Genomic DNA, 22,254 nt, shown 5'->3' on the forward strand with positions numbered 1-22,254 from the left:
ATGCCCCGAATCGAACGCTACTACGCCGCCGCCTGCCAGACCGACCTGCCGTGCCCCCGCCATCGGGATGAAATCCCCGCGCGCGTCGGCCAGCTCCTGACGATGGTGGATCGCGCCGTCGTCGGCTATGAGCCCTTCTTCGACGTCCGGCTCGTGGTCTTCCCGGAGTTCGCCCACGCCGCCCCCATCTACGAGACGGTCGAGGAGCTCGCCGAGAAGCTCGCCGTGCCGATCCCGAACGAGCAGACCGACCGCTACGCCGCCAAGGCCCGCGAGCGCGGGGTCTACATCCAGACCGGGACCTTCCTGGAAGTCGACCGCAGGTGGCCCGGGGCCGTCTTCAACACGACCTGCCTGATCGGACCCGACGGGCTCCTGAGCCGCTACCGGAAGGTCAATCCGTGGATCCCCTGGGAGGTCCACACCAGTCCCCACGACCTGCCCGGCTACGAGGATCCCCTGTTCCCGGTGGTGGAGACCGAGATCGGACGCCTCGGTGCCGCGATCTGCTACGACTGGCTCTTCCCGGAGGCGATCCGGGCGCTCGCCCTGGCGGGGGCGGAGGTCCTGATCCGCGTCTCCGCCTACATGGATCCGTGGGGAGCGACGCCGCCCCTGGACTGGTGGACGCTCTTCAATCGGGCCCGGGCCGCGGAGAACTTCGCCTTCGTGGTCGCCGCCAACCAGGGGGCGAGCGCGTCCAACTATCCGCCCTTCTCCTGGCCCGGGGGGAGCATGATCGTGGACTACGACGGCCGGATCCTCTCCCAGGCGGACCCCGGCCCCGGCGAGAAGATCGTCGTCGGCCCGATCGACCTCGCGTCGCTGCGGGCCGAGCGAGCCAGGCGGCGCGGCCATCATCTGCTTTCCCATCTCCGGACCGAGTCCTATACTGGCCTCTACGCCCGGCCGATCCATCGATCGACTCGCCGTTTCCCGTGAAACCTCGCGGGCTCCGGTCCTGGGATCCGGCCGACCGAGGCTTCGCCTCATCGCCCTTCGATCATCGTCCCCGTGCGAGGCCCTTGATGCGCCCTCTCCCGCGACCGGTTCGTTGTTTCTGGCTCTCGATCGTCGGCTGCCTCTTCGCTTCGGGCCCGGGATGCCATTCCCGCACGGACTCTCAGCCGGGTGCTCCCCCCCCGGTCACGAAGAACGAAGAGCCCGCCGTCGCCCCCCTCAGGGATGAGATCCCGCCCGCGGAGCTTGATGCCGTCCTGGCGGCCAATTTCCTCGGCGCCGGACTCATGGAGCAGTACGAGTACGCCAAGGCCGCGAAGGCGTTTCGCGAGGTTCGACAGCGAGTCCCGGGCTGGATCCCCGGCTCGATCAACCTGGCCATCGCGCTCCTGAACATGTCGGGCGAGGAGGCTGAGGCCGCCAAGGCGCCGGGCGGTGGCTCGAAGGGGAATTTCGACGAGGCCCTGGAGCTGCTGAAGGAGGTCCTGGATCGGGTCCCCGATCACCCCCACGCGCACTTCTGCTCGGGGATCATCCTGCAGCAGGAGGGGAGCCTCCTCGAGGCCCACCGGCACTTCCTCAGGGTGACCGAGATCGACCCGCTGGATCCCGCGGCCTGGTACTGGGCCGCGAGCACGCTCACGGACCCGGCGAATCCCCAGGCGTCGGCGAGCCCGGCACTCGCGAAGGAGCAGGCGGTCTTCTACAAGAAGGCCCTGGAGCTCGATCCCTATCTCACCCCGGCCATCTACAAGCTCTCGGTCGTCTCGCGGCTTGCCGGCGAGCCGGGCCGGCAGAAGGCCCTGCTGGACCTGTGGGGCCAGATCAACCCGGACCGCTCTCAGCCGGTGCCGGGCCCGGGCAATTCGGCCGCCAAGGTCTACGGCGAGATGGGGAAGTACGCGACCGTGATCGGGCCGCCCCGGCCGGATCGCCGTGACCGGCCGACTCCCGTGCCGCCGAAATTCGACCCCGCCCGGCCGCTGGCCGTGAAGCTCGCGGAGGGCGACCGGTGGGCGAAGCCCGAGGACTTCCGCGGCAAGGACGCGGTGATCGGCCGGGCCCGGGCCCGGTTCGGGGCGGCGGTGGCGGCGCTCGACGCCGATGGTGACGGCAAGACCGATCTTTACCTGACGGCCGCCGTGGTCGGGCCGAAGGGCCTTCGAGACGTCCTCCTGCTGAACCGCGGTGAGGGGAACTTCGAGGATGCCACGGCCCGCTTCGGGCTCCCGATGGACCGGGCCAGCCTGGGCATCGCCGCGGCCGACTTCGATGCCGACCGCCGGGTCGACCTGTTCCTCACGGGGGTCGGCAAGAACCTCCTGTTGCGGAACCTTGACGGCAAGGCGTTCGAGGATCGGAGCGCCCTCCTGAAGCCCTCCGCGACGCCGGCGTTGGCCCTCCAGGCCCGCTGGCTCGACCTCGATCAGGACGGGGATCTCGACCTCTTCGTCGTGAATCACTGCGCGGCCGACCAGGCGGAGAAGGCCCTCGTGCCCGGGCAGAAGTCCCCGCCGGGGCTGGCCTGCCTCGCGTATCGAAATGACGGCACGCCGGAGTCCATCCCCGGCACCCCGCCGCCCGCTCACGCTCCGCTCGCGACCGCCTGGGACACGTCGCGGGTCAAGTCGGGGCTCAAGCTGGCGTTGTCGCCCTGGCCGGACGCGCCGGCGCTCGCCGCGGGTTCCGCGCCCCATACCGGCGTCGCCGCGCTGGACGTGGATGGGGACCGCGACCTGGATCTCATCATCGCGGCGGACGACGGCGGGACGGTCGCACTCCTGAACGATCGGCTCGGCAGGTTTCACCAGTCCCCGATCGATTGGCCCACGACGCACGAGCCGGGCTCGGGGCTGCTCGTGATCGACCTCGATCAGGATGGACGCTCGGACCTCGTTTCGATCTCCGCCGCCGGGCCGGTCCATGGCCTGAGGAATTCGACCGAGCGCAAGGCCCAGGGCGACGCCCTTGTCCGATTCGAGAAGTTCGCCGCCAACGCCCGGTCCTGGAACGCCGCGGCGACCGCCGATCTCGACCTCGACGGCCTTCCGGATGTGGTCGGGCTGTTTGTCGGCCCGGAGAAGCCAGGCCACGCGCCCTCGCCCGCCTGGGCGCGGAACGACGGGGACCGCCTCACGAACATGGAGTGGCCCGTCGCCCAGGAGACGCCCGGGGCCGCGGGCCTGCTGCTGGCGGACCTGGCCGGCGATCCGCTGCCCGACCTGATCCTCGCCCGCCACGGAGAGCCCCCCGCGGTCGCCGCCAACATGGGAAACGGACACCACTGGCTGGCCCTCGATCTGGCCGGCCACTGGCGGGTGAAGCCGGAGCTGATGCGGACCAACTCCCACGGGCTCGGCACGCGCATCCTCGTCGAGGGGCAGGGGGTCCACGTCGCCCATGAGCACACGACGCCGGACACCGGGCTCGCCCAGTCGATCGGCCCCGTCGTGCTCGGGATCGGCAAGCGGGATGCCGCCGAGCTGCTCCACCTCCGATGGCCCGACGGCGTGATGCAATGCGAGCTGAACGTCGCCGCCGACCAGAAGCGCGCGATCGGCGAGAACAATCGCAAGACCGGATCCTGCCCGGTCCTTTTCACGTGGAACGGCGAGCGGTTCGTCTGCCTCGGCGACTTCCTCGGCGGCGGCGGGCTCGGCTACCTCGTCGCTCCTGGAGTGTACGGCCAGCCGGATCGCGACGAGTCGGTGGCCATCGAGTCCTCGCAGCTTCAGGCGGAGCAGGGGAGCTTCCGACTCTCGATTACCGAGCCCATGGACGAGATCGCCTACGTCGATCACGTCCGCCTCGACGTCGTCGACCGGCCCCCCGGCGTCTCCACCGCACTCGACGAGCGATTCGCGCCGACCGGAAAACGTCCGTCCGGCGAGGTCATCGCCTGGCGGCGGTCGATCGAACCCGTCCTGGCGACGGACCTGGCCGGTCGGGATCTCACCGCGACCCTGAGCCACTTCGACCGCTCCACCGCGGATTCGTTCCGCAAGCTTGATGGCTGGGTCGGCTACGCCGAGGAGCACGGGATCATCCTCGAGTTCGGCGACCGGCTCGCCGGCTTCGGCCCCGCCGACTCACTGGTCCTCTGCCTGGCGGGCTGGGTCGAGTATCCCTACTCGCAGACCAACTACGCCGCGGCGACCGCCGGCGTGAGCCTGATGCCACCGACCGTCGAGAAGCGACGCGCCGACGGGACCTGGGAGACGATCGAGCCGGACGCCGGCTACCCGGCCGGCCTTCCGCGGATGACCACGCTCGACCTGAGGGGCAAGCTCTCGGGCCCCGACTGCGTGCTTCGGATCCGGACCAACATGGAATGCTACTACGATCAGGCCTTCATCGCCGTGCGGGATCGTGATGCCGAGAAGGCCCTGCGCGTCACGCCGCTGGAGGTTGCTCGCGCGGATCTCTCCCACCGGGGATACACCCGCGAGGTCTCTCCGCACGGCCGGTTGCCCCTGCTCTACGACTATCAGTATGTCGACCCCGCGCCCCTGGCGCGGCTCTCCGGCAAGCTGACGCGGCATGGTGACGTCGTGCCGCTGCTGCGGGCCGACGACGACCTGCTGTGCGTGATCGGCCCGGGGGATGAGGCCCGGCTCGAGTTCCCCGCCGACGGGTTGCCGCCGCTGCCCGCGGGCTGGTCGCGGTCGTACGTCCTGCGCACCTATGGCTACTGCAAGGACGCCGATCCGTTCACCGCGGGGAGCGATTCCGTCGAGCCGCTGCCGTGGAAGGGGATGCCCGCGTTTCCGTTCGCGGGCGATGTCAGGCGGTCTTCATCCCCGGCCTTCGAGAGCTATCTCCGCGACTATCAGACTCGGCCTGCGGGAGGAGACGCGGGGCGGTGAGGTATTCAGGGGGCGGAAGGTCCGGGCGTCGTTCCGATCGGAAGCTCCGCGGCCTTCTTCTCCCATTCCGCGAGCCTGGACTTCAGGTCGTTGCGGAGGGCCGCGGGGAGCTGCTTGCCGGGCTGGACCGTCAGGATCTCGTCGAGCCGCAGGGCCTCCTTCGCCTCGTCCGCCGCGTCCTGGAACATCTGGATCGTGGCGCTGGCCTGGGCGAGCTCCGCGTGGAGCACCGGGTTGGTCGGGTAGAGACGAGAGGCCGTTCGCAGGGCCTCGACGATGCTCCCCTCCAGGACGATGATCTCGCGCGGTGACAGGCTGCCGCCGACCATGCCGAGCAGATCCCTCGTCGTCCTGGCGCGCTCGTGGTGGAGGGACCAGTTCGCCGGGTTCCTCGGGGGCGTGGCCGCCTTGAGGAGCAGGGCCGGGACCTTCCGCCAGCGCTGATCCTCGGGCCGACCGCCTCGCGATTTCCAGATGAGGAACTGGAGATAGGCATCTCCCAGCCACGGGCGAGGGCTGTACATGTCCGCGAGCCTGGCGGACTCATACGCGGCCTCGGCCCGCTCGAGCTGCGGCGGCATGCGGGCGAGGGCGTCATCGGCCGCGGCGACGGCCGCCTCGGACCGCCAGTACGGGAGCACCGCGCCGGCGAAGATGCCGACGAGGGCCGACCAGCCGAGCGCCAGCGCCAGGCCCGGTATCCGGGTCTCGGCTTCCCTCAACCTGCCGCAGCCCAGGTCCTCGCGGAGGTTGAGCCCGAGTGCCAGGAAGAGCCAGAGCTGGAGCGAGACGCTCGCGAATCCGATCCCGCCGGCGGCCAGCAGGTTGACCACCATCCCCAGGACCGCCGCGCCGCACGCGAAGGCGGGCAGGGGGGTGCGACCCCAAAGCAGTCGGACCGACCAGGCGGCGAGGAGCCACGCGGCCAGGAGGACCAGCCATCGAGCCAGCATGTCGCTCAGGAAGAGGTTGAAATGGCCCACCAGGAAGACCGCGAGCAATCCCCCCGCGCCGGCCCATGCGATCCACGCCTGGGACGACGGCGATCCGCCTCGTCCTCCCGCGGCCATCGCCTTCGTCGTCGCGATCGCCGAATCGGCCGGGGTTTCCCGTGAAACGGGTCCGTCTTGGCGAGCCGGGCGGAGCAGATTCCAGAGGCCGAGGCCGAGCGCCACGACCAGCGCGAGCAGCGCCCATACGCCGGCCGTCGCCCAGGCTTCCAGGAACAGGTTGTGGGGATCCTGGATCTCTTCGCTGGACCACGGCAACTTGTGGAGGAGGTAGCTGTGCCCGAAGTTGGCCGGGCCGACGCCCGACCAGAACGTCGGAGCGGCCAGGGCCCGGCCGATCGACGACGCCCCCTCGGTGATCACGCCCCAGGTCCCGCGCCAGTACTCGGTCCGATAGCGCATCGAGAGGCTCGACTGCGTCAGGACCTGGATGTCGAGGCGCGCGGTCGCCAGCCCGAACGCGAAGAGGCCCGCCAGGACCAAGACACCGGCGACGCAGGCACCCACAAGTCGCCGGCCGGGCACGCGTCCGCGGATTCCCCAGGCCAGCACGGCGACCGCCGCGGCCGTGCCGATCCAGGCGCTGCGGCTCTTGGTGAGCATCAGGCAGATCAGCAGGCCCAGCACCGGGATCGCGGCCATCCCCAGGGCCGACCATCGCGAGCCGACTGACTTGCGATCGAGCAGGTTCGCCAGGACCATCGCCAGCGACAGGGCGACCGGCCCGATCAGGTAGCCGGCGAGCGAGTTCGCCAGTCCGAACGTCGAGAAGACCTCGTTCGAGCCGAGGAGGCGATTCTCGAAGGCCTCGACCGCCCGGGGATCGTTCTCGGAGACGTTCGCCTCACGAAGGTACGGCGCCCGGTCCTTCTGGTAGGCCCTGCGGAGTGCGGGCATCTCCACGGCCGTTTGGTAGAGCCCGTAGGCGGAGACCGCGACGGCCGAGACCACGAGCACGCCGAGGATCGCCCTCGTTTCTCCGGCGGACCGCGGCAGGTTGCGAGCGAGCAGATAGGCCATCGCCACGCCGCCCCATTCCCAGGCCATGTTGATCGCGGGCCGGTGATCGAGCCCGCGCGACGCGCTCAGCCCCACGAGCGCCGCGAGGGCCACCACCGCGGCATCGACGAGGGACCAGCGGTAGCGGAATCGCCCGCCGATGAGGGTCGCCGCGATCGCCAGCCCGACGGCCACGAGCATCGCCAGGACCCAGGCGAGACCGGCTCCGGCTCCTCGACTCAGGTCCGGCTCGCTCGGCCAGTAGGCCCGGCAGGAGGCGAGCGCGACGAACAGGCCGAGCGCCCCGCGGCGGAGCCGCTCGCCAAGGACCTCGGCCGATGTGGTGTCGTCGTGCGTGCCGGCGATCGGGCCCCGTCGAGTCGCCTCGCCGGATGGGCGCCCGCCGGAGGGCACGCTGGGCTGACGTGAGCCGGACGGATTCGGTCCGCGCCGAGGCATCTGGGTTCCTTTCGAATCAGCCAGGGTCCGTCCGGCCCTGGGCCACTTCCAGGATCGCCACGACGCCGAGCAGGCAGGCCGTCTGGGCGACGACCACGCACGCCCCCTGGCCGTCCAGGCGATGGAGCAGCAGGGCCCCGAGTCCGCAGGCCAGGGTGATCAGGTCAATGGTCCAGACCGCCTGCGGCCGCGTCAAGCCTCGGTCCACGAGGCGATGCGAGAGGTGCCTCTGGTCGCCCTCGAAGGGACTCCGACCCTCGTGGAGCCGGATCAGGATGACGGACGTCGTGTCGTAGAGCGGCACCGCCATCACCAGCAGGGGGGCGAGCACGCTGAACGGCGAGTCGAAGCCCGAGATGTGGTAGGTGCCGACGACGGTCATCGCCCCCAGCAGGAAGCCGAGGAAGTTGCTCCCGGCGTCCCCCATGTAGAGCCTCGCCGGGGCCAGATTGTGGACCAGGAAGCCTCCGAGCGCGCCGACCACGATCAGCAGCACGGCCGGGGCGAACAGGCTGCCGACCGCCGCCTGGGCCGCACCGAAGAGCAACGCGGCGATCAGCCCGACGCTGGCGGCCAGGCCGTCCATGTTGTCGAGCATGTTGAACGAGTTCGTCAGGCCGACGATCCAGAGGACGGTGACCGCGCCGCCGAGGATCGGATGGGTGAACGGCCAGAAGAGCGTCACGCGGATTCCGGAGGCGACCAGGAGCGTGGCGCAGAGGATCTGGATCCCGAGCCGAATCGGCCACTTCAGGTTCACCCGGTCGTCGATCAGGCCCATGATCATGATGACCGTCGCCAGCGCGAGGATCCGGAGCAGCTCCCACGACGTGGCCAGGGCCCCCCCGGCATGCCTCGCCAGGGCGGAGGGCAGGGCATCGCGGGCGGCGAATGTGCAGAGCCCGCACACGCCGAGGGTCAGCATGATCGAGAGCCAGATCGCCACGCCCCCGCCCAGCGGCACCGGAGCCTTGTGCCCCTTGTGCCCCCCCGGCCGGTCGAGGAAGCCGAGCCGCAGGGCGTATCGGCGGGCGAGATGCCCGAAGAGCCACGAGAGCACGAACGCCATGACGACAAGCCCAAGCCCGGCCGCCACCAGTGTCCCCGTTTGATTCGCCATCGGGTTCGCGGCCGGTCGGGCCGAGCCTCTCAGTCGCGTCGTCGCGGATGCCACTCGATCGAGGCCGAAGGATGCGTCCCGTCAGTCGCTCGGCCGTTCCGCCGGAATGTTCCCGGAGACCGGCCGATACCAGGCCCGGATGCTCACGCACGCGGTGAAGAAGGCCAGGAAGAGCGCGAGGACCGCCCCGATCACGACCCATTCCACGGGGCGATCCGGCGGCCAGTTCGCACTCTCCCCGCCTCGGACCGCCAGCAGGATGGCGAACGGGCCGGCGAACGAGACGACCGTCATCCCGATCAGGAGCAGGTACGGCAGCCAGGGGAGCGGCGCGGTCGTCTTCATGAGGGCTTCGCCCCGGCCCTGGCGGCGATCCGCTCCCGGCACGCAGCGTCGTGGCGGGACCGGGCGTCCTTCAGCTCGGCGAGGACGCCCTCCGCCGCATTGGCGAGCGGGATATTCCGCGAGGCCGACTCGCTCCGCCACTTGATCTCGATCGAACCTTCCTTCACCCCGCGGTCGCCGATCACCACCCGCAGCGGCACGCCGATCAGGTCCACGTCCTTGAACTTGACCCCCGGGCGGAGGTCGCGGTCGTCCACCAGGACGTCCACCCCGGCGGCCTCGAGCGCCCGCTCCAGCTCCGAGGTGGCCTGCATGACGGCCTCGCTGGTGACCTGGAGCGGGGCGATCACGACCGTGTACGGCGCGATCGCCGTCGGCCAGACGATGCCGTTGGCGTCGTGGCTCGCCTCGACGGCCGCCGCCATGATCCGGTTGATGCCGATGCCGTAGCAACCCATGATCAGCGGGACCTCGGCGCCCTTCTCGTCCAGGTAGGTCGCGCCCATGGCCTTGGAGTACTTCGTCCCGAGCTTGAAGACGTGGCCGATCTCGAGCCCGGCGCGGTTCTCCATGCCGGCCCCGCAGCGCGGGCACGGGTCGCCGGCGTCGGCGTTGCGGAGGTCGTGGACCTTCTGGAGCGGGAAATCCCGCCCGGGGACGACCCCCTTCAGGTGCACGTCGGCCTCGTTGCCGCCGACCACGACGGTCGGCATCGCGGCCACCGCCCGGTCGATGATCATCGGGATCTTGATGTTCACCGGGCCGAGGAACCCCATCGGGGCGCCGGTCGCCTTCTGGATGGTCTCGGCGTCGGCCGGCACGAGCGTGGAGACGCCGAACGCGCGGCGGACCTTGGGCTCGTTGGCCTCGTGGTCGCCGCGGATCAGGGCGGCCACGGGCTTGCCGTCGCCCAGGAAGACGAGCAGCTTGGCGGAGCCGGATTCCTCCACCTTGAGGAACTCGCAGACCTCGCGGATCGTCCGCTTGTTCGGCGTCTCCACCTTCTCGTAGGCGGGAGCCGAATGGTCCTGAGTCGCGGAGGCCTCCGCGGCGCCGATCTCGGCGCGTTCCTGGTTCGCGGCGTAGCCGCACTTCGGGCACTGGATCACGCGGTCCTCGCCGGTGGAGCAGGGGACCATGAACTCGTGGGACGCGTCGCCGCCGATCGGGCCGCTCTCGGCCTCGACGATGACGTAGGGCAGGCCGCAGCGGTCGAAGACCCGGCAATAGGCCTCGTACATGGCGTCGTAGCTCTTGTTGAGCTGGGCGACGTCGGCGTCGAAGCTGTAGGCATCCTTCATCAGGAACTCGCGGGTCCGGACGATGCCGAACCGCGGTCGGGGCTCGTCGCGGAACTTGGTCTGGATCTGGTAGAGCGTGATCGGCAACTGCTTGTAGGAGTTCAGCAGGTCGCGGACCAGGTCGGTGATGACCTCCTCGTGCGTCGGGCCCAGGCACATCGACTGCCCGCCGCTGATGGTCAGCTTCATCAGCAGGTCGCCGAACGTCTCGAACCGGCCGGACTCCTTCCAGAGCTCGATCGGCTGGAGCGCGGGCATCAAGAGCTCGATCGCCCCGGCGGCGTCCATCTCCTCGCGGACGATCTGCGCGGCCTTGTGGATGACCCGCAGGCCCAGGGGGAGATACGTGTACGTCCCCGCGCCAAGCTGGCGGATCATGCCCGCCCGGACCAGGAGGACATGGCTGGGAGCCACGGCGTCCGCCGGAGTCTCCTTGAGCGTCGGTATCAGGGCATTCGACCAGCGCACGGATCAATCCTCCCCGCTATCAATCGGACCGGAGACAGGCTTCTGGCGGATCCTCGGGCCGGCGGCCTCGCCGGCCAGGGGACGCGCAGTCTACCAGATCGACCGACTCCGGAGCAGGGAGGTTCGACCCGCGATCCGTCGCGACGGCCGCGGGGATCTTTCAGGCGGGTTATTCCCGGGGGTCCCAGATCGAATCGAGATCGTCCGCCGCGAGATCGAAGATCCGGCCGAAGCCGGCCACGAACCGCGAGGACTCGGGCGTGATCCGAACGAGGAGGAAGTCGCCCAGGTCGAAGTTCATCGCGGCGCTCGGGAACTTCCCCAGGTAGGCCGCCCGGGCTTCCCGGTACCCGGAGTCTCCCGGCGAGAGGATGACGGCCTCTCCCTGGAGCGAGAGCCGCGGGATCGCCTGGGGATTGCGGGTCTCCCGGTCGGGCTCGGCGATGAGGAGTCCGACCCGCGAGGAGGCGAGGAGGCCCTGGGTGTGCTGGGCCAGCCGGCTGACGTGGATGTCGAAGGTCGTCGGCGCCGGGGTGGGGGAGTACGGCACCATCGTCACGAGCGGCACGCCCTGGAAGAGCGTCCCCAGGGAGGCCACGCGCTGGGATCGGACGAGATGAGCAAGGGCCTCGCGAGCTTGATGGTCCATGGCGGTCTCGGATCGAACGCGAGAGGGTGATGGCCCGCCCGCCGATCGCACCGACGCGGCGCGATCGGCGGGCGACAGGCTCACGGGATGTTGACCTTCACCGGCGTCTTCTTGCCGGTCTTCACGTCCATGACATTGAGGACGAACGAGTTGCCGACGGACCGGAGGGCCTGATCGAGGAGGTCGGGCGCGAAGACGACCTTGTCGTTGACCCCCACGATCGAATCGCCGGGCTCGATGCCGGACTTCTCCGCCGGGCTGCCCGGGACGACCTGGACGACCTTGACGACCGGCAGCAGGTCGGCCGTACCGGCCTCGACCACCAGTCCGACGGACCGCAAGGAGGTGCCACCCCCCGCCGGAGCCGGCTGAGGGGCCGGATTGCCGGTCGGGGCGGGAGCGGGCTGCGGTGCGGCGGCCGTCGCTTCCAGCTCCACCTTGACGGGGACTTCGCGGCGGGTCCGCGTGTCCAGGACGTTGAGCGTCAGGACCGGGCCGCTTTTCTGGACGGCGGCCTCGAGATGGGCCGAATCCGGGGTCTTCTCGCCGTCGGCCGAGACGATCACGTCGCCCGGCTCGATGCCGGCCTTGGCGGCGGGGCTCCCTTCGGCCACCTCGGTCACGCGGAGGGCCGTGGCGAAGATGCCGGCGCGGACCTGCTGGGTCTTCACGCCCAGCGTCTTGCGGGCGGGAGCGGACGGGGTCGGCTCGGGGCTCGGCTCGGCCTTCGGCGCCGCGGCGTTGGCGGCGATGATCTCGCTGACGTCCACCTTCACGGGCGTCGTCTGACCGTTGCGGACGTTCAGGGCCGTGAGGGTCGCGGTGTCGCCCCCCTTGGCGATCGCCGAGGCCAGATGGTCCAGGTCCGTGATGAATCCCCCGTTCACGCCGATGATCGCGTCGCCCTTCTCGAAGCCCGCCCGGCCGGCCGGGCTTTCGGGGAGGACGTCGAGGATCTTCAGGACCAGCCGGCCACTCACCTTGACCTGCTCCGCCCGGATGCCCAACTGCTGGAGGATCCCGCCCTTCGTCGGGTCGGCGGTCGTGGTGGTGGTTGGCGCTGGGGCCGGCGACGGAGTGGGCACGGGGGCGGTCGTCGGGGCAGGGGGCTCGGGGTCATTCTGGCCCCGGCCGGCCGTGGCCGGGCCGACCTGGTCGTACCAGTCCGGGAAGGCCCCCACCCAGCCGGCCTCCGACCGCGGATAGAGGTAGGCGCGGATGGTGCTCCGCTCCTCCGGGATGGCGTTGTAGCCGCCCCCCTGATTGCCGATGGTCTGGTAGAGGTGGACGTAGACCTGATCGCCAGGCGCGGGGGCGAGCACCCGCCGCTTGTCGGCCGGGTTGCGGCCATACTCCGCCCGGGCGACCTCGAGCAGGACGATGTAGTCGACCCGCGACTGCCGCGAGCTGCGGAAGACCTCGCGGACGGCCCCTTCGACGACGATGGAAGCGCCTTCCTTGGTCTGGACCTGCTGCGATCGGGCCGTCGTGGCCATCGCGAGCGCGATCGTCGCGCCCAGCGCGAGCCTCGTAAGGAGGCCCCCAGTCGTCTCTCTCATGCCTGGATCCTCAACGGGAATGGATGGTCACGCGACGGCACGGCGATTCCGGCCGTCGGGGATGTGTCAAGTAGATACTATGCCTCGCCCGGTGGGCGTTCCAGCCCGCAAAGGCCGGAGAGTCCGATTGATCCGATCAGAACTCCATCCGCTGGAAGGCGCGGATGCCGATCCTGAGCGGGACCACCGTCCCGATCAGCCCCACGACTAGGCTCCCCGCGATGGCGACGGTCAGCCAGCGCCTGAGTCCCGCGTGGGAGAGGACGAACGAGGTCGTGTCCGGCCGCTCCTGGCCGGCGTAGTAGAGGTGGCAGGGCAGGGCGAGGGACGTGACGATCGCGAAGATGAAGACCAGGCTCACCAGCAGGTTGAGCGTCCCGCCGAAGCCCGCCGCGATCCGCGATGGGTCGGACTCGCGAAGGTTCGGCAGCCGTGCCCCCAGGCCCACGCTGATACCCGAGAGCCCCAGGCAGAGGACGGCGATCATCCCGACGTGGAGCACGATCATCCACGGGGTGATCCGCAGCATCAGGTCGCTGAGGACGATCAGGAGCTCGGTCGCCGGCAGCGAGATGCTCGCCGAGAAGACGAACTTGCCCCAGAGGATCTCCGCCCGCCGGAGCGGCAACAGCCCCAGCACCCAGAAGTTTCGCCCCTCCAGCGAGAGCAGCGGGAAGATGAACCGGCTCGTGAACGTGGAGAGGATCAGCGCGGTGACCGAGAGGTTGAGGAAGCTGACGAGGTTCCTCCAGTACGGCGTCTGCACGGCGTATCCCAGTCGCGGGATGTTGAGGAAGTAGAACGCCAGCAGCCCGAAGAAGATCAGGAACTGCGACCACTGGGCCGGGTCGCGGAGGAACGTCCGCAGGTCCTTGAGGATCAGCAGCCGGATCGGCCGGGGCAGGAAGAAGAAGGTCCGGTGGAGGATCGCGTCGAGGAACCCGAGGTCGCGCCTCCGCCGGGACGACCGCCCCCCCTGCACCCGGCTGTAGCCCCTCCGGTAGAGGTCCCGCGCCACGACCGCCGCGATCAGGTATCCGAGCCCCGCGTTCGCGGAGAGATACATCAGCTCGTAGCCGGCCCGGCCCCATTCTCCCCGCGCCGAGGCGAGCAGGCCGGCGGACATCCAGCGGCTCGGCAGCAGCGGGTTCTGGCAGAAGGCCAGGCGGTTCAACACGACGCCCAGCCAGTCCGGGGAGAGCGGCGTGCTGCTCGTGTGCCAGACGCGGTATGCCTGCCAGCCGGCGACGGCGATGAGGCCGCCGGCCGCCATCGTGAGGATCGTCTTCTGCCGCCGCGGGAAGACGTTCGCCACCACGATCGCCGCCACGGCCCCGAGGCTCCCCGGGATCAGCACGAACGAGAGGAGGAACGGGATGAACATCAGGTAGAAGCCCGCGGGCGCCTTCACCGTCAGCCCGTAGGCCACCAGGAGCGGACTCCCAAGCAGGAAGAAGGCCCAGCTCGAGAACGCGATCGCCTCCACGAACTTGTACGCGAAGACCCGGTCGGCGGAGGCCGGCGTGGTCAGCAGGTAGGCCGCCTCCCGGGAATGGAAGAGGGCCGTGTAGACGATGATCCCGTTGGAGAACAGGAGCATCACCAGCAGCGACAGGAAGAAGAGGCTGAAGAGGTACTCGATGATCGTGTTCACCAGGTCCACGTACATCCCGATGAACTCGAAGCCCCCCAGGAATAGCCCGAAGAGGCCGGCCCAGAAGATGGCGGAGCAGAGGAGGATCATCCCGATCCTGAGCCGCGACCCGTGCGCGAGGCCGCGCAGGATGTTGCGGAGCTGCCAGCCGCGGAGATGCCTCAGGGCGGAATCAGGGTCGCCGGAGCGAGCCTCGTGGAGCGACATCGGGTCGGGGATCGCCAGGCTCATCTCAGGACTCCCGGATACCGGCGGGATTGCCGCCCTGAGGGACCGGCGCCAGGCCGTCGTTGCCGGTCAGCTTCAGGAAGAGGTCCTCGAGCGACCCGTCGTGCTGGGCCCGTTCGCGGAGCTCCCTGAGCGTGCCGACCGTGAGCATCCGGCCGTGGTCCACGATCCCGATCGTGTCCGCCAGCTCCTCCGCGATCGCCAGCAGGTGGATCGACATCAGGACCGCCGCGCCTCCCCGCGCCTGGGACACGAACATGTTCTTGACGATCCGGGCGCTCCTGGGGTCGAGGCCGACGAGGGGCTCATCCACCACCAGGACCCGGGGGGAATGCACTAGGGCCGAGGCGAAGACCACCCGCTGCTTCATCCCCTGCGAGTAGTTCTCGCAGAGCTCGTCGACGAAATCCCCCATCTCGAAGGTCTCGATCAGCTCGCCGATCCGCCGGCTCGCCTCGGCCCGGCCGATCCCGTACATCTCGACGACGAACCGGAGGAACTCACGCCCCGTCAGTTTGTCGTAGAGGAACGGCTGGTCCGGGACGTAGCCGAGCAGGCCGCGGGCCTCCGGCGACGAGGCCGGGTGGCCGCCCACCCGCACCGTGCCGGCGGTCGGCTTGAGGAGCCCGCAGATCATCTTGATCGTCGTGGTCTTGCCCGCCCCGTTGGGCCCCAGGAAGGCATACAGCTCGCCGGGACGGACGGTCAGGTCCAGGCCGTCCACGGCCCGCTTGGTCCCGAACAGTTTGGTGACGCCGGACAGCTCGATCATCGCGGCTTCCCCCCGGCCTGGGCCGAATCGGTCTCGTCCGGCTCGCGCTCCAGGACCAGGCGGACGAGAGGGAAGGGGACCTCCTGGCGGACGATCACGCCGTCGGTCCGCACCCAGGTCCTGGCGGTCATCGAGCCGGTCCGTTGGGTGACCTCGAATACCGTGACCGGCCCTCCGCCCCAGTGGATGAGCGTCCGCTTCTGGACCTCCACCCGGAGCGACTCGACCTGCCCGGAGAACGGGTTGAGCACCCGAGAATCCCACCGCTGGCCGACGTGCAATCCCGGCAGCCGATCGAGCGGGCCGAGGGCGTCCTGGACCACGCTCCGGGGCTCGTAGGGGAAGTGCAGCGTCTGGTTGAGCACGGGAACCGGGCCCTTGGCGACGACCTCCATTTCCTCCCCCTTCAATCGCCCGGTCACCGTGAACAGATCCTCGCGGATGTCCTTCGGATTCACCTTGATGTCGAACGACTTGAGGTTCCCCGAGGGATCGACCCGGTAGGTGCTGAGGACCTCGACCCGGAAGTTGGCACGTCCTCCGAACGGGGTCGCCTTCATGACGTTCCCCGCATCGATCTCCACCTGGCTCTCGAGCTCGAACCAGCCGTCCTGGAGCCGCCGCGACGAGGTCACCGCCTTGCCCACCGTCCGATACTGCTCCGGCGTCTTCGGGTCGTCCACCGCGCCGATCTTCCAGCGCACCGGCCGGTCGTCCCCGCTCGCCGCCGCGATCGCCCTCAGGTCAGGCGGATAACCCAGGCTCAGCTCCGGGAGGATCTCCCAGGTCAGGAGGCAGAACGCCGCCACGCACCAGTAGACCAGGAGCAGCAACGACAGCAACCGCGACGGCATCGAGAGCCTCCCCGAGCGATGACCTGCAACGGATATGCTAGGCGATGCCGGTGCGGGGTGGCAATGGCCCCATGTCGCTTCTCCGGGGACTGTACGAGGGCGAACTGCTTCGGCTACTCTGGGCACGAGCCAGGGAAGCGATTCGGCCCGTCGGAGCGGAGGGAGCCAACATGTGCGGGATCGTCGGTTACACGGGTCAACACGAGGCCTCCCCGATCCTGGTGTCGGGCCTGCGACGCCTCGAATATCGCGGCTACGACAGCGCCGGACTGGCGGGCGTGGACGACGGCCGGATCGAGATCCGTAAGCGAGCCGGGAGGGTCCGCTCGCTCGAGGAGCTGCTCGACGAGAGGCCGATGCGAGCCCGATGCGGGATCAGCCATACCCGCTGGGCGACCCACGGGCCGGCGACCGATCGCAACGCCCATCCCCACCTCGGCGGCCGGGGGGGCAGGATGACCGTCGCGCTGGTCCACAACGGAGTGATCGAGAATTACGCCGCGCTGCGAAAGGAGCTCGAGTCCGAGGGCTTCCAATTCCAGAGCCAGACCGACACCGAGGTGATCGCCCACCTGGTGGCCCGGGAGCTCGAGACGGTCGACGAGCCGTTCCTGGCCGTCCGCCGGGCCCTGCCGCGGCTGGAGGGGACCTACGGCCTGGGTGTCGTCTGCGCCGGCCATCCGGACGTGGTCGTCGGCGCCCGCTTCGGCAGCCCGCTGGTGGTGGGCGTGGGGGACGACGAGCACCTCCTGGCGAGCGACGCCGTGGCGATCGCACCGCACACCGCGCGCGTCGCCTACCTCCAGGACGGCGAGGTCGTCCGCCTGACGCCGCTGGATTTCCAGATCCAACATCTGGAAAAGGGGCCGATCACGCCGCGGATCGACCGCATCGACTGGAAGCCGGACGCCGTCGAGCTCGGCGGACATGCCCACTACATGCTCAAGGAGATCCGCGAGCAGCCGGAGACCGTGACCGACGCCTGCCGCGGCCGGCTCGTCCGGTCGGAGGCAACCGCGCACTTCGGCGGCCTGAACCTCACGGCCCGGCAGCTCCGCCGGGTGCGCCGGATCGTCTTCGCGGCCTGCGGCACGAGCTGGCACGCCGCGCTCGTCGGCGAGTACCTCATTGAGCGGCTGGCCGACCTGCCCGTCGAGGTCGAGTACGCCAGCGAGTTCCGCTATCGCAACGCCCCGCTCGACGATCGCACGCTCGTCTTCGTCCTGAGCCAGTCCGGCGAGACCGCCGACACCCTGGGGGCGCTCCGCGAGGCGCGTCGGCGGGGCCATCCCACGCTGGCGATCGTCAACACGGTGGGGAGCACGATCGCCCGCGAGGCCGACGGCGGCATCTACCTCCACGCCGGCCCCGAGGTCGGCGTGGCCAGCACCAAGGCGTTCTCCGCCCAGGTCGCCGTCCTGACGATGCTGGCGCTCCACCTCGCCAGGCTCCGTCACCTCTCCTTCGCGGACGGCACCGCGATCCTGGAGGCGATCCAGTCGGTCCCGGACCTGATCGGCGAGGTGCTGCGGACCGAGCCCCGGATCGACGAGGCCGCGGCCCTGATGACCGAGGCGAGGAACGCCCTCTACCTGGGCCGCGATATCCACTTCCCCGTTGCCCTGGAAGGGGCCCTCAAGCTCAAGGAGATCAGCTACCTCCACGCCGAGGGCTATCCGACGGCGGAGATGAAGCACGGCCCGATCGCGCTCGTCGATCGCGAGACCCCGTGCGTCTTCGTCGCCCCGAAGGGCTCCCTGCATGCCAAGACGCTGAGCAATGTGGAGGAGGTCAAGGCCCGCCACGGGGTGATCGTCAGCGTGGGGACGGCCGGCGACGAGGCCCTCGCCGCGCTCTCGGACGTCTTCCTGCCGATCCCCGAGGCGCCCGAGGTCATCCAACCGCTGCTGGCCGTCGTCCCCTTGCAGCTCCTGGCCTACCACGTCGCCCGCCGCCGCGGCTGCGACATCGACAAGCCCCGGAACTTGGCCAAGAGCGTGACGGTGGAATGAGGGTGGGGCAGGGGGATGAGCTACGATCCTTCAAGGCACTGGCGGTGGCGATCCTGTTGCCGAGTTTCCGCCTTCCAAGTTAGGATGACCCCTGTACATACAGACTGGTTCTCGAATGATACGAGTGCCTAACCAATGGGCCAACTCTTCGACCTTCTCCGCGAGCTTGTCGATGACGGCAAGTATCTTGTTGGCAGCCACGCCGCGGAACGACTCGAGGAGCGAGGCATTCTCGAATGGCAGGCTGTCGCGGGGCTTGAGGATGGAATCCTGATCGTCGAGCGACCGGAGGCGACTCCCAATCCCGCAGTCGAAGTCCGCGAAACCCTGCCCGACGGCACAGAGTTCAAGGCCGTCTGGTCCATCCTACCGCAATCGGGCGTCGCGAAGCTGGTGACGGTCCACTTCTTTGATCGGAGGTGAACAATGCGAATCCCTGGCGAGCGTGTCAAGGTCACGCGTCTGGTGCGCGGCGGTCGCTATGTCGTGGCGCTCGACCTCGAGATGGTCATCCCGATCGACGACCCGAGCGAGCCTTGCTACGAATCCGAGACCGTCCAGTTGATCCGAGAAGCCGCAGAACACGCCGAACGAGGCGATGCGGCGTGGCTCGAGCAGCATGGCCAGGTCTATGAACTGATCGCTTAGGGGTTCTGTTCGACCTCCGTGGACCTTCTCGTGTCGTGCCCCAACGGCTTCTAAAACAAGGTCTTCGAAGAATTCGCCGCCGTCGAGAAGGTCTATCCCGAGATTATCCCTGTCCTCCGGGGATCGGTCCCGAGCAAGATCCGTGGCGACGTCGCCCAAAGGTTGAGAGAAGCCTCCCGGCCCGAATTCCGATGGCATCCGTTTTACATCGGCGGCATGGCCGAGGAGGAGCAGCGCCGCAACGCCGATGTCCGAACCGCGCGAATTCGGGCCTGGGTGCTGCACTTTGTCGAGTTCCTCGACAACGAGAGCCGCCCCGACTGACGCCGTCGATTCGTCAGTCTCCACGCTCAAACCGTGACGCCTTGAGGGATCGCCGAGGAAATGAAGCGGGGCGACCGGGAAGAGAATTCCCGACCGCCCCAGGTGATATGGCGAAGAACTCGCGAACCGAAGGCGGCCGGCCTCAGCGGCCCGGGCCGCCCGGGCGGCCTTCCATCTTGAGCTCGAACGGGGCGCCGGTCAGCTCCTTCCAGGTTGCCTTCTGGGCGTCGGTCAGCTTGGCCTCGACCTTGGCGAGCGTCTCCTTGCGGAGCTCGTTGATCTTGGTCCGCGCGGCCTGGCGATCGCCCTGCGACTCCTGGAAGATCTCGCGCATCTTCGAGCCGGCTTCCTCCGAGATCGACTTGACTTCGTCCTTCTGGGCGTCGGTCAGCTCGAGCTTCTTGGCGACTTCCTCATTGGCGAAGGCCAGGTACCCGAGGGTCTGATTGCGGATCTGGTGCAGGCGGGTGATCTGCTCGGGCTTCAGGACGTCCTTGATCGCGGCCTTGGCGTCGTCCTCCAGCTCCTTGGAAATCTCTCGCACCTTGGCGAACCGCTCCTGGCCCTCCAGGCCCTCGGTCGCCTTCTCGATCTTCTCGCGGGTCTTGTCGGCCAGTTCCTTGACCTTCTCGACCTGGTCGCCGGCGAGCTTCAGCTCCTCCTGCACGCTCTTGTTGGAGAGGAGCATGCCCAGGCCGCCGCCGCCGGGGCCCCCGAAGCCGAAGCCGCGGCCGCCGCCGGGCGGCTGGGCCATCGCCGGGACGGCCAGGAAGGCGACCAGGCCGAACGCCACGAGTGTCTTGCTCAAGGTTGTCATCTCGTCGATCCCCAGGTGCGAGCCCGAGCTCCGTCCCGCGCCGGGGGAGGTCCAGGCCGCACGAGCCGGGACCGCCTTCCCCGCGGTCGAGATACGGGACGAGCCATCGAAGGCGCGATATCGAACTAGGCGACAGCCGACCCAGGGGCGTCCGAGCTTTCGCGCGCCGCCCGAGGAAAAGCCGCCGCATCATTCGGGCTTCTTGACTTCTTCCTCGATCAGCTTGAGGAAGTCGTCCTCCTCTTCCTTCTTCCTGACCTTGGGCTTGGCGGGGGCCTTGAAATGCTCCGGCACGACGTCGTCGAATTCGGCCTCGTCCGCGGATGCCCGCTCGATGAGCGTGGGGGCCTTCTTGGGGCGCGGCGCCCGGACCGCGGCGACGCCGTCGGTGTCGAGCCCGGCCAGCTCCATGAGCGAATGACGCTTGCGGTCCTCCTGGACATCCTCATCCAGCACCTTGTGCGTGGCGATGAAGGCCTCCGGGCCGCTCGGCACGTAGTCGATGGTGAAGAGGTGATCGGCGATCGCGAGCTCATCCTCGGGCATCAGGGCGTGGGAGCTGTTCAGCCTCGCGCCGTTGACGCTCGTGCCGTTGGTCGAGCCCATGTCGCGGACGGTCCAGACCCCGTTGACCAGCAGCAAGGTGCAGTGCTTGCCCGAGACGTTCTCGAAATCGAGGCGGATGTCGCATCCCGGCCTCCGACCGATGAGGAGCTCGGGCTTCTTGAGCGGGATCGGATCCCCCCCGCCCACCGGCATCATGGTCCCCAGCAGATTGGGCTCTTGCGGCATGCTCGACTCCTCGCTCGCGGGCGACTCTCGACCCCCATCCACGACGCGATTCGACCGGGTCGATCCTATCAGAACCCGTTCGGGCCGCTCAAGAACCGAGGCGGAATCGAGGAGCGCGGCCGCCGCGAGCCCGGCAGTCCCTGGATCGGGCCCCTCCGCTGGGTTAGCCTGACGGCGTTCGAGGTTGCTCGAGATCCAGGCAACAAGGAGACACGACATGCCGTCCGGAAATCAACGGGGATGGACCCGTCGCCAGGTGCTGGGAGCCGGGGCCGCGGCCGCCGCCTCGGGAGTGTTTGCCGTCGGGACATCCCGCCTGATGGCGGCCCCTCGCCGCGAGGGGGATGCCGACTACGGGCCGTTCAAGGTCGGCCTCCAGAGCTACTCGCTGCGAGGGTACGAGACCGGCGGGAAGGCCGATCGGGCCAAGGCCCTGGCGGTCACCCGGGAGCTCGGGCTGCACCACTGGGAGGCCTTCCCCGCCCATGTCCCCCTGACCCAGGACGAGACGGTCATCAAGACCATGAAGTCGGAGTTCGAGGCGGCCGGCATCCACCTCGGCGGCTACGGCGTGGTCCCCCTGGGCAAGGACGAGGCGGCCGACCGCAAGATCTTCGAGTTCGCCAGGGCCCTGGGGATCAGCTACATCTCCGCCGACCCGGATCCCGACGGCTTCGCGCTCGTGGACAAGCTGGTGGACGAGTACAACATCCCCGTCGGAATCCACAACCACGGCCCGGGGCATCGCTTCGCCCTCATCGACACGATCGCCAAGGCGATCAAGGACCACAGCCCGAAGATCGGCTGCTGCATCGACACCGGCCACTTCCTCCGATCGAAGGAAGATCCGGTCCGCGCGGTGGAGGTCTTCGGCGATCGGATCTACGGCGTCCACCTGAAGGACGTCAAGGACGCCGAGACGTTCACGATCCTGGGCCGGGGCGACCTCCGCACCGACGCCCTCCTCAAGGCCCTGGCCGATCGCAAGTACGCCTTCAACCTGGCCCTCGAATACGAGGAGAAGCCCGAGGATCCGGTCGAGGACATCAAGGCGTGCCTGGCGGCCCTGAAGAAGAGCGCGGCCACCCTGGCCACCGCCTGATCCCCGCCCACGCGAGCGACCCGGCGCTCGTGGTTCGTCGGACCTCAATCCTCGGGCTGGATGAAGGACGGGCGAGGATCCCCGTCCCCCCGAATCTCCCTCTCGCCGCCGGGTGCGGCATCGGGGGCAGACGAGACCGTCTGCCCTCCAGCCCGAATCCTCCGGGTTGCCGAGGCGTTATTACCCCGGCAAGGAAGTTGATCAAGCTCACGGATATCGAACGGCCTCCTGAATCCCCCCACGCTCGGGGACGCGAAATCCGGCTCTCCCCCTTACGAAGGGGGAGTTGGAGGGGGTGCTTTGTGCCGGCCAGGG

Annotated in this window: 17 protein-coding genes; 5 read left to right on the forward strand and 12 right to left on the reverse strand. The window is 69.1% G+C overall.

Annotated features, from left to right (window positions below):
* Together G6O54_RS27960 and G6O54_RS27965 are read left to right on the forward strand one after the other, a co-directional pair.
* Entirely contained in the window at positions 1–942 is a 942-nt protein-coding gene (locus G6O54_RS27960; RefSeq protein ID WP_165230881.1) for a nitrilase-related carbon-nitrogen hydrolase, read from the forward strand.
* Between the two features lie 86 nt (positions 943–1,028).
* On the forward strand, positions 1,029–4,826 hold the full coding sequence (locus tag G6O54_RS27965) for a CRTAC1 family protein (RefSeq protein WP_165230884.1): 3,798 nt from the start codon (positions 1,029–1,031) through the stop codon (positions 4,824–4,826).
* A 5-nt stretch (positions 4,827–4,831) separates the two neighbouring features.
* Here the strand turns inward: G6O54_RS27965 and G6O54_RS27970 are convergent, their stop codons facing one another.
* From G6O54_RS27970 to G6O54_RS28010, 9 genes are all read right to left on the reverse strand, one after another.
* Positions 4,832–7,294, reverse strand: coding sequence for an O-antigen ligase family protein (locus tag G6O54_RS27970; protein ID WP_165230887.1), 2,463 nt, complete (start codon positions 7,292–7,294; stop codon positions 4,832–4,834).
* A 16-nt stretch (positions 7,295–7,310) separates the two neighbouring features.
* Positions 7,311–8,414 carry an MraY family glycosyltransferase gene (locus tag G6O54_RS27975; protein ID WP_165230890.1) on the reverse strand — a complete coding sequence of 368 codons (1,104 nt, stop codon included), beginning with the start codon at positions 8,412–8,414 and terminating at the stop codon, positions 7,311–7,313.
* An 81-nt stretch (positions 8,415–8,495) separates the two neighbouring features.
* Complete coding sequence (locus tag G6O54_RS27980) at positions 8,496–8,759, reverse strand: hypothetical protein (protein WP_165230893.1); 264 nt, start codon at positions 8,757–8,759, stop codon at positions 8,496–8,498.
* Positions 8,756–10,528 carry a proline--tRNA ligase gene (locus G6O54_RS27985; protein ID WP_165230895.1) on the reverse strand — a complete coding sequence of 591 codons (1,773 nt, stop codon included), beginning with the start codon at positions 10,526–10,528 and terminating at the stop codon, positions 8,756–8,758. Before G6O54_RS27985 ends, G6O54_RS27980 begins: the two co-directional genes overlap by 4 nt.
* A 169-nt stretch (positions 10,529–10,697) precedes the next feature.
* Positions 10,698–11,177: a HugZ family pyridoxamine 5'-phosphate oxidase gene (locus tag G6O54_RS27990; RefSeq protein ID WP_165230898.1), complete on the reverse strand. Its 480-nt coding sequence runs from the start codon at positions 11,175–11,177 to the stop codon at positions 10,698–10,700.
* A gap of 80 nt (positions 11,178–11,257) precedes the next feature.
* Positions 11,258–12,736, reverse strand: coding sequence for a PDZ domain-containing protein (locus G6O54_RS27995; RefSeq protein ID WP_165230901.1), 1,479 nt, complete (start codon positions 12,734–12,736; stop codon positions 11,258–11,260).
* Positions 12,737–12,872: 136 nt separating this feature from the next.
* Positions 12,873–14,621, reverse strand: coding sequence for a putative ABC transporter permease subunit (locus G6O54_RS28000; protein WP_250847129.1), 1,749 nt, complete (start codon positions 14,619–14,621; stop codon positions 12,873–12,875).
* A gap of 1 nt (position 14,622) precedes the next feature.
* Positions 14,623–15,390 (reverse strand): ABC transporter ATP-binding protein, encoded by a 768-nt coding sequence (locus tag G6O54_RS28005; RefSeq protein ID WP_165230904.1) that lies wholly within the window; start codon positions 15,388–15,390, stop codon positions 14,623–14,625.
* A complete protein-coding gene (locus tag G6O54_RS28010) occupies positions 15,387–16,244 on the reverse strand; it encodes a hypothetical protein (RefSeq protein WP_165230907.1) in 858 nt (285 codons plus the stop codon). The genes G6O54_RS28005 and G6O54_RS28010 overlap by 4 nt, the downstream gene beginning before the upstream one ends.
* 170 nt (positions 16,245–16,414) lie before the next feature.
* Here G6O54_RS28010 and glmS point away from each other — a divergent pair, with 170 nt between their 5' ends.
* Complete coding sequence (gene glmS, locus G6O54_RS28015; protein ID WP_165230910.1) at positions 16,415–18,256, forward strand: glutamine--fructose-6-phosphate transaminase (isomerizing); 1,842 nt, start codon at positions 16,415–16,417, stop codon at positions 18,254–18,256.
* A 135-nt stretch (positions 18,257–18,391) separates the two neighbouring features.
* Entirely contained in the window at positions 18,392–18,679 is a 288-nt protein-coding gene (locus G6O54_RS38945; RefSeq protein ID WP_369432160.1) for a DUF4258 domain-containing protein, read from the forward strand.
* Here the strand turns inward: G6O54_RS38945 and G6O54_RS28020 are convergent.
* The 3 genes from G6O54_RS28020 to G6O54_RS28030 all read right to left on the reverse strand — a co-directional run bounded on the left by G6O54_RS28020 (position 18,623) and on the right by G6O54_RS28030 (position 20,837).
* On the reverse strand, positions 18,623–19,252 hold the full coding sequence (locus tag G6O54_RS28020; protein WP_165230913.1) for a hypothetical protein: 630 nt from the start codon (positions 19,250–19,252) through the stop codon (positions 18,623–18,625). The genes G6O54_RS38945 and G6O54_RS28020 overlap by 57 nt on opposite strands.
* Positions 19,253–19,370: 118 nt before the next feature.
* The gene (locus G6O54_RS28025; protein ID WP_165230916.1) at positions 19,371–20,036 is read right to left on the reverse strand and encodes a hypothetical protein; all 666 of its coding nucleotides are present in this window, start codon (positions 20,034–20,036) and stop codon (positions 19,371–19,373) included.
* A 198-nt stretch (positions 20,037–20,234) separates the two neighbouring features.
* Complete coding sequence (locus G6O54_RS28030) at positions 20,235–20,837, reverse strand: FHA domain-containing protein (RefSeq protein ID WP_165230919.1); 603 nt, start codon at positions 20,835–20,837, stop codon at positions 20,235–20,237.
* Positions 20,838–21,054: 217 nt separating this feature from the next.
* On the opposite strand from G6O54_RS28030, the gene G6O54_RS28035 reads away from it, so the two are divergent.
* Positions 21,055–21,939, forward strand: coding sequence for a sugar phosphate isomerase/epimerase family protein (locus tag G6O54_RS28035; RefSeq protein WP_165230922.1), 885 nt, complete (start codon positions 21,055–21,057; stop codon positions 21,937–21,939).
* The last annotated feature ends 315 nt before the right edge of the window (positions 21,940–22,254 follow it).

The organism is Aquisphaera insulae (genome assembly GCF_011064615.1).
In the GTDB taxonomy this organism is placed as follows: Bacteria; Planctomycetota; Planctomycetia; order Isosphaerales; family Isosphaeraceae; genus Aquisphaera; species Aquisphaera insulae.

Excerpts from the sequence above, each read along its gene's own strand:
- G6O54_RS27960 (WP_165230881.1), top strand. The coding sequence starts at position 1 with ATGCCCCGAATCGAACGCTACTACGCCGCCGCCTGCCAGACCGACCTG.
- G6O54_RS27965 (WP_165230884.1), top strand. The coding sequence starts at position 1,029 with ATGCGCCCTCTCCCGCGACCGGTTCGTTGTTTCTGGCTCTCGATCGTC.
- G6O54_RS27970 (WP_165230887.1), bottom strand. The coding sequence starts at position 7,294 with ATGCCTCGGCGCGGACCGAATCCGTCCGGCTCACGTCAGCCCAGCGTG.
- G6O54_RS27975 (WP_165230890.1), bottom strand. The coding sequence starts at position 8,414 with ATGGCGAATCAAACGGGGACACTGGTGGCGGCCGGGCTTGGGCTTGTC.
- G6O54_RS27980 (WP_165230893.1), bottom strand. The coding sequence starts at position 8,759 with ATGAAGACGACCGCGCCGCTCCCCTGGCTGCCGTACCTGCTCCTGATC.
- G6O54_RS27990 (WP_165230898.1), bottom strand. The coding sequence starts at position 11,177 with ATGGACCATCAAGCTCGCGAGGCCCTTGCTCATCTCGTCCGATCCCAG.
- G6O54_RS27995 (WP_165230901.1), bottom strand. The coding sequence starts at position 12,736 with ATGAGAGAGACGACTGGGGGCCTCCTTACGAGGCTCGCGCTGGGCGCG.
- G6O54_RS28000 (WP_250847129.1), bottom strand. The coding sequence starts at position 14,621 with ATGAGCCTGGCGATCCCCGACCCGATGTCGCTCCACGAGGCTCGCTCC.
- G6O54_RS28005 (WP_165230904.1), bottom strand. The coding sequence starts at position 15,390 with ATGATCGAGCTGTCCGGCGTCACCAAACTGTTCGGGACCAAGCGGGCC.
- G6O54_RS28010 (WP_165230907.1), bottom strand. The coding sequence starts at position 16,244 with ATGCCGTCGCGGTTGCTGTCGTTGCTGCTCCTGGTCTACTGGTGCGTG.
- glmS (WP_165230910.1), top strand. The coding sequence starts at position 16,415 with ATGTGCGGGATCGTCGGTTACACGGGTCAACACGAGGCCTCCCCGATC.
- G6O54_RS38945 (WP_369432160.1), top strand. The coding sequence starts at position 18,392 with ATGGGCCAACTCTTCGACCTTCTCCGCGAGCTTGTCGATGACGGCAAG.
- G6O54_RS28030 (WP_165230919.1), bottom strand. The coding sequence starts at position 20,837 with ATGCCGCAAGAGCCCAATCTGCTGGGGACCATGATGCCGGTGGGCGGG.
- G6O54_RS28035 (WP_165230922.1), top strand. The coding sequence starts at position 21,055 with ATGCCGTCCGGAAATCAACGGGGATGGACCCGTCGCCAGGTGCTGGGA.